The following is a 14572-nucleotide window of genomic DNA, read 5'->3' on the forward strand; positions in this document are numbered from 1 at the left end:
AGAGGCCCGGGTCGGTTATGGAGAAAGGCGCACCACACATGACCTCAGCGCAGGTCGACACGGACAAGGCCCCCGAGGAGGGCTACCAGCGAGGACTCGGCAGCCGCCAGGTCCAGATGATCGCGATCGGCGGCGCGATCGGCGTCGGACTCTTCCTGGGCGCCGGGGCGAACATCGCCAAGGCGGGTCCCAGTCTCATCCTGATGTACGCCCTCGCGGGCCTGATCATCTTCTTCATCATGCGCGCCCTGGGCGAGCTGCTGCTCTACCGGCCGGTCTCGGGCTCCTTCGCCGAGTACTCGCGCGAGTTCCTCGGCCCCTTCTTCGGCTACTTCACCGGCTGGACGTACTGGCTGATGTGGGTGGTCACCGGCATGGCGGAGCTGACCGCCGCGGCGATCTACATCAACTACTGGTTCCCGGGCATCCCGCAATGGGTGACGGCCCTGGTCTTCCTGATCGTGCTGTTCGTCGCCAACCTGATCTCGGTGAAGCTGTTCGGCGAGATCGAGTTCTGGTTCTCGATGGTCAAGGTCACCGCCATCATCGGCATGATCGTCATCGGTCTCGGCGTGCTCACCTTCGGCTTCAGCCAGGCAGGTGACACCGCCGCCGTCTCCAACCTCTGGGAGTTCGACGGCTTCTTCCCCAAGGGCATCGGCTCCTCCCTGATGACCCTCCAGGGCGTGATGTTCGCCTACCTCGCCGTCGAGCTGGTCGGCGTCACCGCCGGCGAGTCCGAGAACCCGGAGAAGACCCTCCCCAAGGCGATCAACACCCTGCCCTGGCGGATCGCCCTGTTCTACGTCGGCGCCCTCACCGTCATCCTCTGCGTGGTGAAGTGGACCGAGTTCGCGCCCGGCGTGAGCCCCTTCGTCGCCGCGTTCGCGAAGATCGGCATCCCGGCCGGCGCCGGCATCGTCAACTTCGTCGTGCTCACCGCGGCCCTGTCCTCCTGCAACTCCGGCATGTACTCCACCGGCCGGATGCTGCGCACCCTCGCGGACAACGGCGAGGCCCCCGGCTTCTTCAGCCGCCTCTCCGCCACCAGGACCCCGGCGCTCGGCATCAGCGTCTCCGTGGTCTTCATGGGCATCGGCGTCGTCCTGAACTACGTCGTCCCGGAGAAGGCCTTCGGCTACGTCACCTCGGTGGCCACCGCCGCCGGCATCTGGACCTGGCTGATGATCCTGATCAGCCACGTCGTGTACCGCCGCAAGGTCGTCGCGGGCCGCCTGCCCGCCTCCTCCTTCCCGGCGCCGGGCGGCTCGGTCTGCTCGTACGTCGCCATCGCCTTCCTGCTCTTCGTCACCGGCCTGATCGCCTACGACGCCGACGCCCGCGTCTGCCTGTACGTGATGGCCGGCTGGGCCGTCGCCCTCGGCATCGGCTGGGCGGTCCTCAAGAGCCGGAACCCGCAGGTCACCCGGCGTGGCGACGGCGAGCGGGGCGGCGAGCCGGAGTTCGAGAAGGTCGGCTGACCACCCGCCCCTGTCCAGCATTCGGGCCGTTCCGTACCACCCATCGGTACGGGACGGCCCGTCTGCTTATCCTGCTTCCCATGCTGACCATCACCCAGGCCCTGTACGACCAGATCGTGGCCCACGCCCGCGAGGACCACCCCGACGAGGCGTGCGGCGTGCTCGCCGGCCCCGTGGGCCAGGGCCGCCCCGAGCGGTTCATCCCCATGCTGAACGCGGCCCGCTCGCCCACCTTCTACGAGTTCGACTCCCAGGACCTGCTCAAGCTCTACCGCGAGATGGACGACCGCGACGAGGAGCCGGTGGTGATCTACCACTCCCACACGGCCACCGAGGCATACCCCTCGCGCACCGACATCTCCTACGCCAACGAGCCCGGCGCCCACTACGTCCTCGTCTCCACGGCCGACACCGACGGCGCCGGCGACTTCCAGTTCCGCTCCTTCCGCATCGTCGAAGGCGAGGTCACGGAGGAGGAGGTACGGGTGGTCTCGCACTACGGATGAACATCGTCCGAAGGGTGAGATCACCTTCCAGAACCCGGACCGGGAATCGATACGATGACCGCATGGTTTCTCACGACGTGAGCACGAGGACGCCGGGCGCACTGCTCGTGGCGCGGCTGCACGTCGACCTGTGCAGGCTCGCCAGCGCCATCTGTTGACGTGACCCCTGCCGCCGTACGGCCGTGAGCCGCGGCGTGCGCCACCAGCGCGCCCGTACCACCCCACGACACCTTCCGACAGGAGCCCTGAGCCATGGCCATCGAGGTCCGCATCCCCACCATCCTCCGCACCTACACCGACGGCCAGAAGGCGGTGGAAGGCACCGGGGAGACCCTCGCCGACCTGTTCGCCGACCTCGACACCCGGCACGCGGGCATCCGGGCCCGGATCGTCGACGACGGCAAGCTGCGCCGCTTCGTCAACGTCTACCTCAACGACGAGGACGTCCGCTTCCTCGACGGCATCGACACCAAGCTCACCGACGGCGACAACGTCACGATCCTGCCGGCCGTCGCCGGCGGCATGGCCTGATCTCCATGCGCTACGACTCCCCGCTGGCCGCGGTGGGCAACACCCCCCTGGTGCGCCTGCCGCGGCTGTCGCCCGCCGCCGACGTCTCGGTCTGGGCCAAGCTGGAGGACCGCAACCCCACCGGCTCGGTCAAGGACCGCCCCGCCCTGCACATGATCGAGCAGGCGGAGAAGGACGGCCGGCTCACCCCGGGCTGCACCATCCTGGAGCCGACCAGCGGCAACACCGGCATCTCGCTCGCCATGGCGGCCAAGCTCAAGGGCTACCGCATGGTCTGCGTCATGCCGGAGAACACCTCGCAGGAACGCCGGGACCTGCTCGGCATGTGGGGCGCGGAGATCATCCCCTCCCCGGCCGCCGGCGGCTCCAACACCGCCGTACGGGTCGCCAAGGAACTCGCCGCCGAGCACCCCGACTGGGTCATGCTCTACCAGTACGGCAACCCCGACAACGCCGGCGCCCACTACGCGACGACCGGCCCGGAGATCCTCGCCGACCTCCCCACGATCACCCACTTCGTCGCCGGCCTCGGCACCACCGGCACCCTCATGGGCGTCGGCCGCTACCTGCGCGAGCACAAGCCCGACGTGCGGATCGTCGCCGCCGAGCCCCGTTACGACGACCTCGTCTACGGCCTGCGCAACCTCGACGAGGGATTCGTCCCCGAGCTGTACGACGCCTCGGTCCTCACCACCCGCTACTCCGTGGGCTCCGCCGACGCCGTCACCCGCACCCGCGAACTCCTCGCCCAGGAGGGCATCTTCGCGGGCGTCTCCACCGGCGCCGCCCTGCACGCCGCGCTCGGCGTCGCCGCCAAGGCGCACAAGGCCGGCGAGAGCGCGGACGTCGTCTTCGTCGTCGCCGACGGCGGCTGGAAGTACCTCTCGACCGGCGTCTACACCGCGGCCACCACCGAAGAGGCCATCGAGACCCTCCACGGCCAGCTCTGGGCGTGAGCTACCTGCCCAGGTGACGGACCTGGTCCCACAGGGCCGGGTCCACCACCCCCACCCGCCGCCGGAAGTCGCCGACCCGGACCTTGCGCAGCTCGTCCGTCTCCAGGAAGCTCGCCCGGCCCCGCGCGTCCCCCACCGCGCCCGGCGGCAGCGCGATCACCCCGCCGTGCCCCTCCCGGTGCCGGGTGGTGATCTTCGCGACGACCGCGCGCCGCCCCCGCACCGACAGCACCAGACACGGCCGGTCCTTCGCGCCGCGGTGCTCCTCGTAGGGCACGTTCGCCCACCAGATCTCCGCCGGCCGCGGCCGGACGCGCGCGCCCGGCGGCCGGTGTCCCCGCCCCCAGCCGTCGACGAGGGCCGCGACGAGCCCCAGCAGGGCCACCGCCGCGATCACAAGCCACCAGGACGTGTTCATACCGGCCGACGTTACCGGCGCGCGCGACATCTGCGCGCCCCCTCGGCGGCCCCGGCCGCCCCCTCTTCCAGCCGAACCGGTGACACCACAGGTGAGTTCGCCCACAACGGCCCCTGGCGGAGGAGCGACCGCAGGTTTTGCGCCTTACGCTCGACAAACCGCACGACCCCCGTCTCTCCACACCCGCCAGCGGAGGTTTCTGCTCCATGAAGCTCACCGTCGTCGGCTGCTCGGGGTCGTTCCCGTCCGCGGAATCGGCCTGTTCGAGCTACCTCGTCGAGGCCGACGGCTTCCGGCTGCTCCTCGACATGGGCAACGGCGCCCTGGGCGAGCTGCAGCGCCACTGCGGTCTCTACGACCTCGACGCGATCTTCCTCAGCCATCTGCACGCCGACCACTGCATCGACATGTGCGCCTACTTCGTGGCGCGCTACTACCGGCACGACGGCGGCCGCTGCGACCCCCTCCCGGTCTACGGACCCGAGGGCACCGAGCACCGGCTCACCACCGCCTACGCCGACACCCCCTCCGCCTCCTCCATGAGCGAGGTCTTCGACTTCCACACGGTCAAGCCGTCCACCTTCGAGGTCGGCCCCTTCACCGTGCACACCGAGCGCGTCGCCCACCCCGTGGAGGCGTACGCCGTCCGCGTCGAGCACGGCGGCCGCTCCCTGACGTACTCCGGGGACACGGGCGTCACCCCCGTACTGGACGAACTCGCCCGCGGAACCGACCTGTTCCTGTGCGAGGCCGCGTTCACCCACGGCAAGGAGGACATCCCCGACCTCCACCTCAACGGCCGCCAGGCCGGCGAGAGCGCCGCCCGCGCCGGCGCCCGCCGCCTGGTCCTCACCCACATCCCCCCGTGGACCGACCCCCGCCTCAACCTCGCCGACGCCCGCACCGTCTACGGCGGCCCGTCGGAGGTGGCGGTGCCGGGGGCGACGTACGAGATCTGACGCAGACAGCGGCGGGCCCCGAGCCGTTCCCGGCCGGGGCCCGCCGCTGTCACGGGTGCGGACCGCGGACTACTTGGCCTCCGCCTTCCGCAGCTCCGCCAGTTCCTCGTCCGACTCCCGGCCGGGCGTCGGCAGGTTGAACTTCGTGATCGCGAACCGGAAGACCACGTAGTAGACGGCCGCGAAGCACAGTCCCACGAGCACCAGGCCCCACGGGTTGTGGGCGATGCCCAGGTTCAGGGCGAAGTCCACCGCGCCCGCCGAGAAGCCGAAGCCGTCCTTCATCCCCAGCGCCCAGGTCAGCGCCATCGAGACACCGGTGAGCACCGCGTGGATCGCGTACAGCACCGGCGCGATGAACATGAACGTGAACTCGATGGGCTCGGTCACGCCGGTGACGAACGAGGTCAGGGCCAGCGAGAACATCATGCCGCCGACGACCTTGCGCCGCTCGGGACGCGCGCAGTGGACGATCGCCAGGCAGGCCGCGGGCAGCGCGAACATCATGATCGGGAAGAAACCGGTCATGAACTGGCCCGCGGTCGGGTCGCCGGCCAGGAAGCGGCCGATGTCGCCGCTCTTGCCCTCGTACTCGCCCGCCTGGAACCAGGGGAAGGAGTTCAGCAGGTGGTGCATGCCGATCGGGATCAGCGCCCGGTTGGCGACACCGAAGATGCCCGCGCCGACGGCACCCGAGCCGACCAGCCACTCACCGAAGTTGTGCAGACCCGTGCCGAGCACCGGCCAGATGTAACCGAAGACGATGCCCAGCAGCAGACCGGCGAAGGCGGAGAGGATCGGCACCAGCCGGCGACCGCCGAAGAAGCCGGCCCAGTCGGGCAGCTTCGTCCGGTAGAACCGCTGGTACAGCAGGGCCACCACGATGCCCATGACCACGCCCCCGAGGACCTTGGCGTCCACCGGGGCGTCCACCATGACGACCTTGCCGTCCACGGCCGTAGCGACCTTCGGCAGGTTCTTGTCGGTGAACGTGCCCAGCACGTTCTTGAAGACGAGGTAGCCCACGACCGCCGCGAGCGCCGTCGAGCCGTCCGACTTCTTCGCGAAGCCGATCGCGATGCCCACGGCGAACAGCAGCGCCATGTTGTCGAGGATGGCGTTGCCGCCGGCCGTCATGAACCCGGCTATCTTCGTCAGGAACCCGGGGAACTCGGGACGGCCCAGCATGTCGTTGTTGCCGAGGCGTACCAGCAGCGCGGCGGCGGGCAGCACCGCGACCGGGAGCATCAGGCTGCGGCCGATGCGCTGCAGCACAGCCATCACGCCGGCGCCCCTCTTCTTCTCGGCCGCCGGCGCGGCACTGGGCGTGGTCACAGCTTCCTCCATAGGGCAGGGCGCGCCGCCCTGTCGTAAGGAAGGAAGGGGAGGACGGCGTCGTCGCAGGTCTACACCACTCAGTGGTGTAGACCTGTTGTAGCACGATGAAGGCAGCGTAAGGAACCCACGATTCCGCTTCGTGACGCCCGTCGCCCCGGCTATCCCTTGGTGACGTCCTCCACCTCGTCCTCCGGCTCCCGCCCCGGCGTCTTCAGGTCGAACTTCGTGATCGCGAACCGGAAGAGAACGTAGTAGACGACCGCGAAGGCCAGCCCGATCGGAATGATCAGCCACGGCCTCGTCGCCAGATTCCAGTTGATGACGTAGTCGATCAGCCCCGCGGAGAAGCTGAAGCCGTCCTTCACCCCCAGCGCCCACGTCACCGCCATCGACACCCCCGTCAGCACCGCGTGCGCCGCGTACAGCAGCGGCGCGATGAAGAGGAACGAGTACTCCAGCGGCTCGGTGATCCCCGTGACGAACGACGTCAGCGCCACCGACAGCATCAGCCCGCCCACCTCCTTGCGGCGGTGCGGCTTCGCGCAGTGCGTGATGGCCAGCGCCGCGGCCGGCAGCGCGAACATCATGATCGGGAAGAACCCCGTCGTGAACTGCCCCGCGTCCGGGTCCCCCGCCAGGAACATGTTGATGTCACCGTGCACCACCGTCCCGTCCGGCTTCGTGTAACTGCCGAACTGGAACCACATCGGCACGTTCAGGAACTGGTGCAGCCCGATCACCAGCAGCGCCCGGTTCGCCAGCCCGAACACCCCCGCGCCCCACGCCCCGATCCCGGTCAGCCAGTCGCTGAAGCTCTCCAGCGCGTCCCCGATCGGCGGCCACACCCACAGGCACAGCGCCGCGAACACGATCGCCGCGAACGCCATGATGATCGGCACCAGCCGCCGCCCGTTGAAGAACCCCAGCCAGTCCACCAGCCGCGTCCGGTGGAACCGCTGCCAGAAGTACGCCGCCGCCAGCCCCACCACGATCCCGCCGAACACCCCGGGATTCTGGTAGGTGAAGGACGTGACCGTCCCCGAACCGTCCGTCAGCTCGCAGCCGATCTGCGGAACCGCCTTCGACCCCTGCGGACAGTCCTCCGGGAACTGCCGCAGCACGTTGTAGTAGACGAGGAACCCCGCCACCGCCGCCAGCGCCGTCGACCCGTCCGCCTTCTTCGCCATCCCGATGGCCACACCCACGCAGAACAGCAGCGGCAGCCCCAGCGAACCGTCCAGCAGCGCGCCGCCCGCGCCCGACATCACCTTGGAGACGTTCGTCCAGCCCAGGCCGTCGGCCCCGAACACGTCCGGCTGCCCCAGCCGGTTGAGGATGCCCGCGGCCGGCAGCACCGCGATCGGCAGCTGAAGACTGCGCCCCATCTTCTGCAAGCCCTGGAACAGCGCATTCCAGCGGGCGCGTACGGGACTGACCGCGGCGTCGGCACTCATCCGGTCTGGCCTCCTTGGCCGGGGAGGGCGGTTTGGCGGCCGTCTGTACGGTGGTGTAGACCAGTTGGCGGACGGTTCCGCTGTCGTGACGCCATCATTCGGTACGTACCGCATGAACGCTCGCGAAGATGGGCCGACTGTGGGTTACTGCGACAAAGCGGTTCGGATCAGGGAGAAGGAACATGGCCACCAAGGCTGAGAAGATCGTCGCCGGGCTCGGCGGCATCGACAACATCGACGAGATCGAAGGCTGCATCACCCGCCTCCGCACCGAGGTCAACGACCCCTCCCTCGTCGACGAAGCCGCCCTCAAGGCCGCCGGCGCCCACGGTGTCGTGAAGATGGGCAGCGCCATCCAGGTCGTCATCGGCACCGACGCCGACCCGATCGCCGCGGAGATCGAAGACATGATGTGAGTCCCGCGCCCACGCGCGCCAGGGGGTCCTTCCCGCCCCGGGAAGGACCCCCTCCGCATGCCGATAGGCTCACCGGCATGTCACGCATCGACGGCCGCACCCCCGAACAGCTCCGCCCGGTCACCATCGAACGCGGCTGGAGCAAGCACGCCGAGGGCTCCGTCCTCGTCTCCTTCGGCGACACCAAGGTCCTGTGCACCGCATCCGTCACCGAAGGCGTCCCGCGCTGGCGCAAGGGCAGCGGCGAAGGGTGGGTCACCGCCGAGTACGCCATGCTGCCCCGTGCCACCAACACCCGCGGCGACCGCGAGTCCGTCAAGGGCCGCATCGGCGGACGCACCCACGAGATCAGCCGCCTCATCGGCCGCTCGCTGCGCGCGGTCATCGACTTCAAGGCCCTCGGCGAGACCACCGTCGTCCTCGACTGCGACGTCCTCCAGGCCGACGGCGGCACCCGCACCGCCGCCATCACCGGCGCCTACGTCGCCCTGGCCGACGCCATCACCTGGGGTCAGGCCAACAAGCTCATCCGCCCCAGCCGCAAGCCCCTCGTGGGCACCGTCTCCGCCGTCTCCGTCGGCATCGTCGCCGGCACCCCCATGCTCGACCTCCGCTACGAGGAGGACGTCCGCGCCGACACCGACATGAACGTCGTCTGCACCGGCGACGGCCGCTTCGTCGAGGTCCAGGGCACCGCCGAGGCCGAACCCTTCGCCCGTGAGGAACTCGACACCCTCCTCGACCTCGCCACCACCGGCTGCGCCGAACTCACCCGCATCCAGCGCGCGGCGCTTGATACGGTCCTCGAAAGGTAAAGACCGGGGAAAGAACGGCGGTCCCGGAGAGCAACTGGACCGCCCGCCCCCGCGTCTTGGGAAGTACGGGCGTACGGCCTCACCGCCGTACGCCCGGCGCAGCACCGAAACAGGGGGGCCGCACGGCCCTGTCCGAAGGGGAGGACCGTACCCATGGCCGCGACCCGACGCCGAAGTCGTCGCACCGCCCTCGCCGCAGCCGCCGTCGCGGCCGTCGCGCTGACCACCGGCCTGACCACCGGCTGCGACGCCGTGGACAAGGCACTGGACTGCGTCCGGACCGCCGACGCCATCGCCGACAGCGTCACCGAGCTCCAGCAGGCCGTGGAAGCCGCGGGCGACGACCCGACACAGCTCCAGGAGTCCCTCGACGCCATCGAGAAGAACCTCGACGACATCGGCGACAAGACCGACGACGCCGACGTCAACCAGGCCGTCGACGACCTCGGCGCGGCCGTCGACAACGTCCGCACCGCCGTGCGGGACGGTGACGCGACCCCCGACATCAGCCCCGTCACCGACGCCGCCGGCGAACTGACGAAGGTCTGCACACCGTAGGGGCGCCGCGCGGGGCGAGAGGCGGGTCCCGGAATACTGACCCCATGACCCGCCTGATCCTCGCCACCCGCAACGCCGGGAAGATCACCGAACTCCGCGCCATCCTCGCCGAGGCCGGCCTGCCCCACGACCTGGTCGGCGCCGACGCCTACCCCGACGTCCCGGACGTGGTCGAAACGGGTGTCACCTTCGCGGAGAACGCCCTGCTCAAGGCCCACGCCCTGGCCCGGGCCACCGGCCTGCCCGCCGTCGCCGACGACTCCGGCCTCTGCGTCGACGTCATGAACGGCGCGCCCGGCATCTTCTCCGCCCGCTGGTCCGGCCGCCACGGCGACGACCGGGCCAACCTCGACCTGCTCCTCGCCCAGCTCTCCGACATCGCCGACGAACACCGCGGCGCGTACTTCGCCTGCGCCGCCGCCCTCGCCCTCCCCGACGGCACGGAACGCGTCGTGGAGGGCAAGCTGATGGGCGTCCTGCGCCGCGAACCCGCCGGCACGGGCGGCTTCGGCTACGACCCGGTCCTCCAGCCCGAGGGCGAGACCCGTACCTGCGCGGAACTGACCCCTGACGAGAAGAACGCCATCAGCCACCGGGGCAAGGCGTTCCGCGAACTGGTGCCGGTGGTGCGGGAGCTGCTGGGCTGAGTACGCGCACAAAGACGGCCTGCGAATCAACCTTCGATTCGCAGGCCGTAGCCCGTGCGGCGGAAGGGATTCGAACCCTCAAGCCCGATCAAGGGCCACAGATCCTAAGTCTGCTGCGTCGCCATTGCGCCACCGCCGCCAGTGCCTGTCATGGTACCGGGAGCAGGGTGCCTGCCCGGTGCCCCCTCGCGTCGGCGGGCGGTCACGAGACGGCTCAGATGCCCAGGTCCTTGATGATCTTGGCTACGTGGCCCGTCGCCTTGACGTTGTACAGGGCGCGTTCGACCTTGCCCTCCTCGTCCACGACGACCGTGGAGCGGATGACGCCGACGACCGTCTTGCCGTAGAGCTTCTTCTCGCCGTACGCGCCGTACGCCTCCAGGACGGACTTGTCCGGGTCGGCGAGGAGGGTGACCTTCAGGGATTCCGTCTCGCGGAACCTGGCCAGCTTCTCGGGCTTGTCGGGGGAGATGCCGATGACGTCGTACCCGGCGCCGGCCAGCAGGTCGAGGTTGTCGGTGAAGTCGCAGGCCTGCTTCGTGCAGCCGGGGGTAAGGGCAGCGGGGTAGAAGTAGACGATGACCTTGCGGCCCTTGTGGTCGGCCAGGGACACCTCGGTGCCGTCGGCGTCCTGGAGGGTGAAGGCGGGGGCCACGTCCCCGGGCTGGAGTCGCTCGCTCATCGGAACAGCGTAACCGGGGGTCCTGACAGTGCGGCGAGGCCCGGAGCTGACAGACTGTCCGGAACAGCAACAGCATCACATCGGAGGCCGTACGGTGGCGGACACGTCGGACACGAGAACCCCGGCGCAGATCGAGGCGGACATCAAGCGCCGCCGCGAGGTGCTGGCCGAGACGCTCGACGAGATCGGGGTGCGGGTGCACCCGAAAACGATCATGGGAGACGCGAAGGCCAAGGTCGCGTCGGAGATCGATCACACGCTCGGACGCGCGTACGTCGGCGTCAACCGTGCCGTGAGCGAGGTGAAGGGCCGCTTCGTGGACGAGCAGGGCTCGCCCCGGCTGGAGCGGATCGTCCCGGCCGCGCTCGTGGTCGTCGGAGTGGTGGGGCTGGTCGTCCTCGGGACCCGGCGGCGCGGGCGCTGAGGCGGAGCAGGTAGGTTCGGGGCCGTGAGCGCCAAGAGAAACGACCACAGCAACCAGGACGACAAGCTGCCCATCCGCATGCTGCACGACCGAGTGCTCGTGCGGCAGGACACCAGCGAGGGCGAGCGGCGTTCCGGGGGCGGCATCCTGATCCCCGCCACGGCGGCGGTCGGCAAGCGGCTGGCCTGGGCCGAGGTCGTCGCGGTCGGGCAGAACGTGCGGACCGTGGAGCCCGGTGACCGGGTCCTGTTCGACCCGGAGGACCGGGCCGAGGTCGAGGTGCGGGGCGTGGGGTACGTGCTGATGCGCGAGCGTGATCTGCACGCCGTGGCGGCGGACCGGTTCGAGGGGTCGGAGGACTCCACGGGCCTGTATCTCTGAGACGCCTGTGTCTCCGAGACGCCTGTATCTCTGAGACGCCTGTGTCTCCGAGACGCCCGTATCTCTGAGGGGCCGTCGTACGGCGAAGGGGCTGGTGGCCCTTGTCACCAGCCCCTTCGCCGTCCCCTTTGCTAGCGTGGAGACCCCGACGAGACGCGCCGTACCGGGTCACGCAAAGACGACGCACCACCGTTCAGTTCGCTTTCGGAGGTGCCGTCATGGCCTGGGTCCTGCTGATCGTCGCCGGTCTGCTGGAGGTCGGCTGGTCGATCGGGATGAAGTTCACCGACGGGTTCACCCGTCTCGTCCCGTCCCTGTTCACGGGCGCGGGGATCGTCGCCAGCATGCTGCTGCTGTCGTACGCGTCGCGGACGCTGCCGATCGGTACGGCCTACGGCGTGTGGGTCGGGATCGGCGCGGCCGGCGCGGCGGTGCTCGGCATGGTGGTGCTGGGTGAGCCGGCGACCGCCGCCCGGATCTTCTTCGTCTGTCTGCTGCTGGTGGCCGTGGTCGGTCTGAAGGCCACCTCCGGTCACTGACCGGCGGGCCTCATGGCCCGGTGCTGGAGGCGTCCGGGAACGGCCAGGTCACACCGCCGTCGTCGTCCTCGTCCCCGGTGCCGTCCCCCGGGTCGGTGCCGCCGCCGTCGGGCGGGGTGACGCCCCCGCCGGTCCCCGTGTCGCCGCCGCCGGCGCCGTCGTCGCCGGGGTCGGTCCCGGTGCCGGCCGAGCTGTCGCCGGGGATGCCGGTGTCGCCGGTGCCGGGCGGGGTGGCGCCCTGGGTGGTGCCGGGGGTCCGGTCGCCGCCGGTCTCCGGGGCGCCGGGGGTGGCGGGGGCGTCGCCGGTGGGGGAGCCGGTGGCCGACGGGTCGCCGGCGGGGGCCTCGCTCTCGGCGGCACCGCGCTGGAGGCGCAGGTCGAAGGTGCCGACCGGTTCGCCTTCGAGGGCCTGACGCGTGTACTGGCCCCAGATCTCGGCGGGCGCGCCGCCGCCGTTGATGCGGGCGAGGCCGGTGGCGCCGTAGAGCGGCATGTGGGCGGCGGTCTCGGGGTCCTGGCCCATCACGGCGACCACGGTGGCCAGCTCGGGGGTGTACCCGGCGAACCAGGCGGCGGTGTCCTCCTCGGCGGTGCCGGTCTTGCCGGCGGCGGGGCGGCCCGCGGCCTGGGCGGCGGTGGCGGTGCCCTTCTCGACCACACTGCGCAGCACGGAGGTGGTGGTGTCGGCGGCCTGCCGGCTGATCGCCTGCGTCTCCTTGCGCTCGGGCAGCTCGACCTCGTGGTCGCCGTCCTTCACGACCTTCTCGATCAGCGTGTACGTGCCGTGCCTGCCGTGGTTGGCGAGGGTGGCGTACGCCTCGGCCATGTCCAGGACGCTGGCCTGGGCGACACCGAGGGCGATGGACGGGCTCTCGACGAGGTCGGGGGTGTCGGCGGGCAGCCCCAGGTCGACGGCGGTCTCCTTGACCTTGTCGGAGCCGACGTCGACGGCCATCTGCGCGTACACGGCGTTGACGGACTTGTCGGTGGCCTCGCGGACGGTGATCTGCCCGTAGGAGTGCTGGTCCTCGTTCTCGGGGGCGTAGTGGCCACCGTCCCAGCCCTGCACGGGGCGCTTGTTGGTGCCGTCGTAGAGGGTGTTGGGGGTGATGGCGCGCCCGCCCTGGGTGAGGGAGCCGTTCTCGACGGCGGAGGCGAGGACGAACGGCTTGAAGGTGGAGCCGACCTGGAAGTCCCGGCGGGTGGCGTTGGGGGTGTACTGCTTGACGTAGTCGATGCCGTTGTACATCGCCACGACCTTGCCGGTCCTCGGGTCGACGGAGGCGCCGCCGGCCCGGACGTAGGTGTCGACCTTGCGGTTCTTCCTGTCGAGCCGGGACATCAGCTTGTCGTCGACGGCCTCGACGAAGGCGTCCTGCTTGTCCTTCTCCAGGGTGGTGGTGATGCGGTAGCCGCCCCGGTCGAGTTCCTCCTCGCCGACGAGGCCGTGGCCGGTGAGGTACTCGTTGACGATGCCGACGATGTAGCCGCGCTGTCCGGACATGCCGGTGGAGGTGGTGGTCTCCTTCGGCATGGGGAAGGTCTGCCCGGCCCGTTCGGAGGCGGGGAGCCAGCCCTTGTCGACCATGCCGTTCAGGACGTAGTTCCAGCGGGCCTCGGCGGCGCCCTTGTTCTCGGGGTGGGCGACGACGTCGTACTCGCTGGGCGCGTTGAGGAGCGAGGCGAGGTAGGCGCCCTGGGCGGCGGTGAGGTCGGTGGCGTCGATGCCGTAGTACGCCTGGGCGGCGGCCTGGATGCCGTAGGCGCCGCGGCCGAAGAAGCTGGTGTTGAGGTAGCCCTCCAGGATCTCGGCCTTGGACTTCTCCCGGTCGAGCTTGATGGAGATGAAGAACTCCTTCAGCTTGCGGGTGACGGTCTGCTCCTGGGCCAGGTAGTAGTTCTTGACGTACTGCTGGGTGATGGTGGAGCCGGACTGCTTGCCCTTGCCGGTGGCGGTGTTCCAGGCGGCGCGGATCATGGCCTGCGGGTCGATGGCGGACTCGGTGTAGAAGTCGCGGTCCTCGGCGGCGAGGACGGCGTGCTGGGCCTCCTCGGAGATGCCGGAGAGGTCGACGTTCTCCCGGTTGACCTTGCCGTCGCGGGCGAGGACGCTGCCGTCGGCGTACAGGTAGACGTTGCTCTGCTTGGTCGCCAGCGCGTTGGCCGCCGGGATCTTGACCAGCGAGTAGCCGAGGAAGAACCCGCCGACCAGCAGCACGGCGGCGACCAGGAGGGTGCCGAGCGTGAGGCGCCAGGTCGGGACCAGCCGGCGCCAGCCGGTGCGCCTCTGGCGCTTCGGGCGCTTGTCCTCGCCGTCGGGTGCGGCGTTGATGGACCGGCTGCTGCGGGCGGCCCAGCCCGGGGCCGGCTGGTTCGGCTGCGGCTCGTCGCTCATGGTGTGCGTAAGGCTCCTGTGGTGCAGTGCGTCGTACGTCGTGCCCGTACGTCTTCGGCGCGGTTCGCGCGG

At 70.1% G+C, this 14572-nt stretch carries 18 protein-coding genes, 1 tRNA gene and 1 riboswitch; of the genes, 13 read left to right on the forward strand and 6 right to left on the reverse strand.

Features of this window, described 5'->3' with window-relative positions:
• The first annotated feature begins 38 nt into the window (after positions 1 to 38).
• The 5 genes from Sdagh_RS28130 to Sdagh_RS28145 all read left to right on the forward strand — a co-directional run bounded on the left by Sdagh_RS28130 (position 39) and on the right by Sdagh_RS28145 (position 3474).
• The gene (locus Sdagh_RS28130) at positions 39 to 1481 is read left to right on the forward strand and encodes an amino acid permease (protein WP_190077285.1); all 1443 of its coding nucleotides are present in this window, start codon (positions 39 to 41) and stop codon (positions 1479 to 1481) included.
• An 80-nt stretch (positions 1482 to 1561) separates the two neighbouring features.
• A complete protein-coding gene (locus Sdagh_RS28135) occupies positions 1562 to 1987 on the forward strand; it encodes a M67 family metallopeptidase (RefSeq protein ID WP_189420032.1) in 426 nt (141 codons plus the stop codon).
• Positions 1988 to 2049: 62 nt separating this feature from the next.
• Positions 2050 to 2145, forward strand: coding sequence for a putative leader peptide (locus Sdagh_RS37080; RefSeq protein WP_360019411.1), 96 nt, complete (start codon positions 2050 to 2052; stop codon positions 2143 to 2145).
• Between the two features lie 94 nt (positions 2146 to 2239).
• A complete protein-coding gene (locus Sdagh_RS28140) occupies positions 2240 to 2518 on the forward strand; it encodes a MoaD/ThiS family protein (protein ID WP_190007468.1) in 279 nt (92 codons plus the stop codon).
• Positions 2519 to 2523: 5 nt separating this feature from the next.
• Positions 2524 to 3474, forward strand: a complete 951-nt coding sequence (locus Sdagh_RS28145; protein WP_189420049.1) for a PLP-dependent cysteine synthase family protein — start codon at positions 2524 to 2526, stop codon at positions 3472 to 3474.
• A 1-nt stretch (position 3475) separates the two neighbouring features.
• Here the strand turns inward: Sdagh_RS28145 and Sdagh_RS28150 are convergent, their stop codons facing one another.
• Positions 3476 to 3892: a type II toxin-antitoxin system PemK/MazF family toxin gene (locus Sdagh_RS28150; RefSeq protein ID WP_190077286.1), complete on the reverse strand. Its 417-nt coding sequence runs from the start codon at positions 3890 to 3892 to the stop codon at positions 3476 to 3478.
• 206 nt (positions 3893 to 4098) lie between these two features.
• On the opposite strand from Sdagh_RS28150, the gene Sdagh_RS28155 reads away from it, so the two are divergent.
• Positions 4099 to 4851, forward strand: a complete 753-nt coding sequence (locus tag Sdagh_RS28155; RefSeq protein WP_189420053.1) for an MBL fold metallo-hydrolase — start codon at positions 4099 to 4101, stop codon at positions 4849 to 4851.
• 69 nt (positions 4852 to 4920) lie between these two features.
• Here the strand turns inward: Sdagh_RS28155 and Sdagh_RS28160 are convergent, their stop codons facing one another.
• Entirely contained in the window at positions 4921 to 6186 is a 1266-nt protein-coding gene (locus tag Sdagh_RS28160; RefSeq protein ID WP_189420055.1) for a PTS transporter subunit EIIC, read from the reverse strand.
• A 161-nt stretch (positions 6187 to 6347) separates the two neighbouring features.
• A complete protein-coding gene (locus tag Sdagh_RS28165) occupies positions 6348 to 7643 on the reverse strand; it encodes a PTS transporter subunit EIIC (RefSeq protein ID WP_189420057.1) in 1296 nt (431 codons plus the stop codon).
• 182 nt (positions 7644 to 7825) lie between these two features.
• Here Sdagh_RS28165 and Sdagh_RS28170 point away from each other — a divergent pair, with 182 nt between their 5' ends.
• From Sdagh_RS28170 to rdgB, 4 genes are all read left to right on the forward strand, one after another.
• Positions 7826 to 8059 (forward strand): PTS sugar transporter subunit IIB, encoded by a 234-nt coding sequence (locus Sdagh_RS28170; protein WP_189420059.1) that lies wholly within the window; start codon positions 7826 to 7828, stop codon positions 8057 to 8059.
• A gap of 77 nt (positions 8060 to 8136) precedes the next feature.
• On the forward strand, positions 8137 to 8874 hold the full coding sequence (gene rph / locus Sdagh_RS28175) for a ribonuclease PH (protein WP_189420061.1): 738 nt from the start codon (positions 8137 to 8139) through the stop codon (positions 8872 to 8874).
• A 153-nt stretch (positions 8875 to 9027) separates the two neighbouring features.
• Complete coding sequence (locus tag Sdagh_RS28180) at positions 9028 to 9432, forward strand: hypothetical protein (protein WP_189420063.1); 405 nt, start codon at positions 9028 to 9030, stop codon at positions 9430 to 9432.
• A gap of 44 nt (positions 9433 to 9476) precedes the next feature.
• The gene (gene rdgB, locus Sdagh_RS28185; RefSeq protein WP_189420074.1) at positions 9477 to 10079 is read left to right on the forward strand and encodes an RdgB/HAM1 family non-canonical purine NTP pyrophosphatase; all 603 of its coding nucleotides are present in this window, start codon (positions 9477 to 9479) and stop codon (positions 10077 to 10079) included.
• Positions 10080 to 10134: 55 nt separating this feature from the next.
• Here the strand turns inward: rdgB and Sdagh_RS28190 are convergent.
• Both Sdagh_RS28190 and bcp read right to left on the reverse strand, forming a co-directional pair.
• A tRNA-Leu gene (locus tag Sdagh_RS28190) sits at positions 10135 to 10218 on the reverse strand.
• 75 nt (positions 10219 to 10293) lie between these two features.
• Positions 10294 to 10761 (reverse strand): thioredoxin-dependent thiol peroxidase, encoded by a 468-nt coding sequence (gene bcp / locus Sdagh_RS28195; RefSeq protein WP_189420077.1) that lies wholly within the window; start codon positions 10759 to 10761, stop codon positions 10294 to 10296.
• Between the two features lie 94 nt (positions 10762 to 10855).
• On the opposite strand from bcp, the gene Sdagh_RS28200 reads away from it, so the two are divergent.
• The 3 genes from Sdagh_RS28200 (at position 10856) to Sdagh_RS28210 (ending at position 12105) form a co-directional block, all read left to right on the forward strand.
• A complete protein-coding gene (locus Sdagh_RS28200; RefSeq protein WP_189420079.1) occupies positions 10856 to 11185 on the forward strand; it encodes a DUF3618 domain-containing protein in 330 nt (109 codons plus the stop codon).
• Positions 11186 to 11209: 24 nt separating this feature from the next.
• Positions 11210 to 11566: a GroES family chaperonin gene (locus Sdagh_RS28205; RefSeq protein ID WP_502362245.1), complete on the forward strand. Its 357-nt coding sequence runs from the start codon at positions 11210 to 11212 to the stop codon at positions 11564 to 11566.
• Between the two features lie 118 nt (positions 11567 to 11684).
• Positions 11685 to 11754: riboswitch (guanidine-III (ykkC-III) riboswitch) on the forward strand.
• Between the two features lie 30 nt (positions 11755 to 11784).
• Positions 11785 to 12105: a DMT family transporter gene (locus tag Sdagh_RS28210; protein ID WP_189420081.1), complete on the forward strand. Its 321-nt coding sequence runs from the start codon at positions 11785 to 11787 to the stop codon at positions 12103 to 12105.
• A gap of 10 nt (positions 12106 to 12115) precedes the next feature.
• Here the strand turns inward: Sdagh_RS28210 and Sdagh_RS28215 are convergent, their stop codons facing one another.
• On the reverse strand, positions 12116 to 14500 hold the full coding sequence (locus Sdagh_RS28215) for a transglycosylase domain-containing protein (protein ID WP_189420083.1): 2385 nt from the start codon (positions 14498 to 14500) through the stop codon (positions 12116 to 12118).
• Positions 14501 to 14572: the final 72 nt, after the last annotated feature.

Source organism: Streptomyces daghestanicus, from assembly GCF_020521275.1.
GTDB classification, from domain to species: Bacteria; Actinomycetota; Actinomycetes; order Streptomycetales; family Streptomycetaceae; genus Streptomyces; species Streptomyces griseoviridis.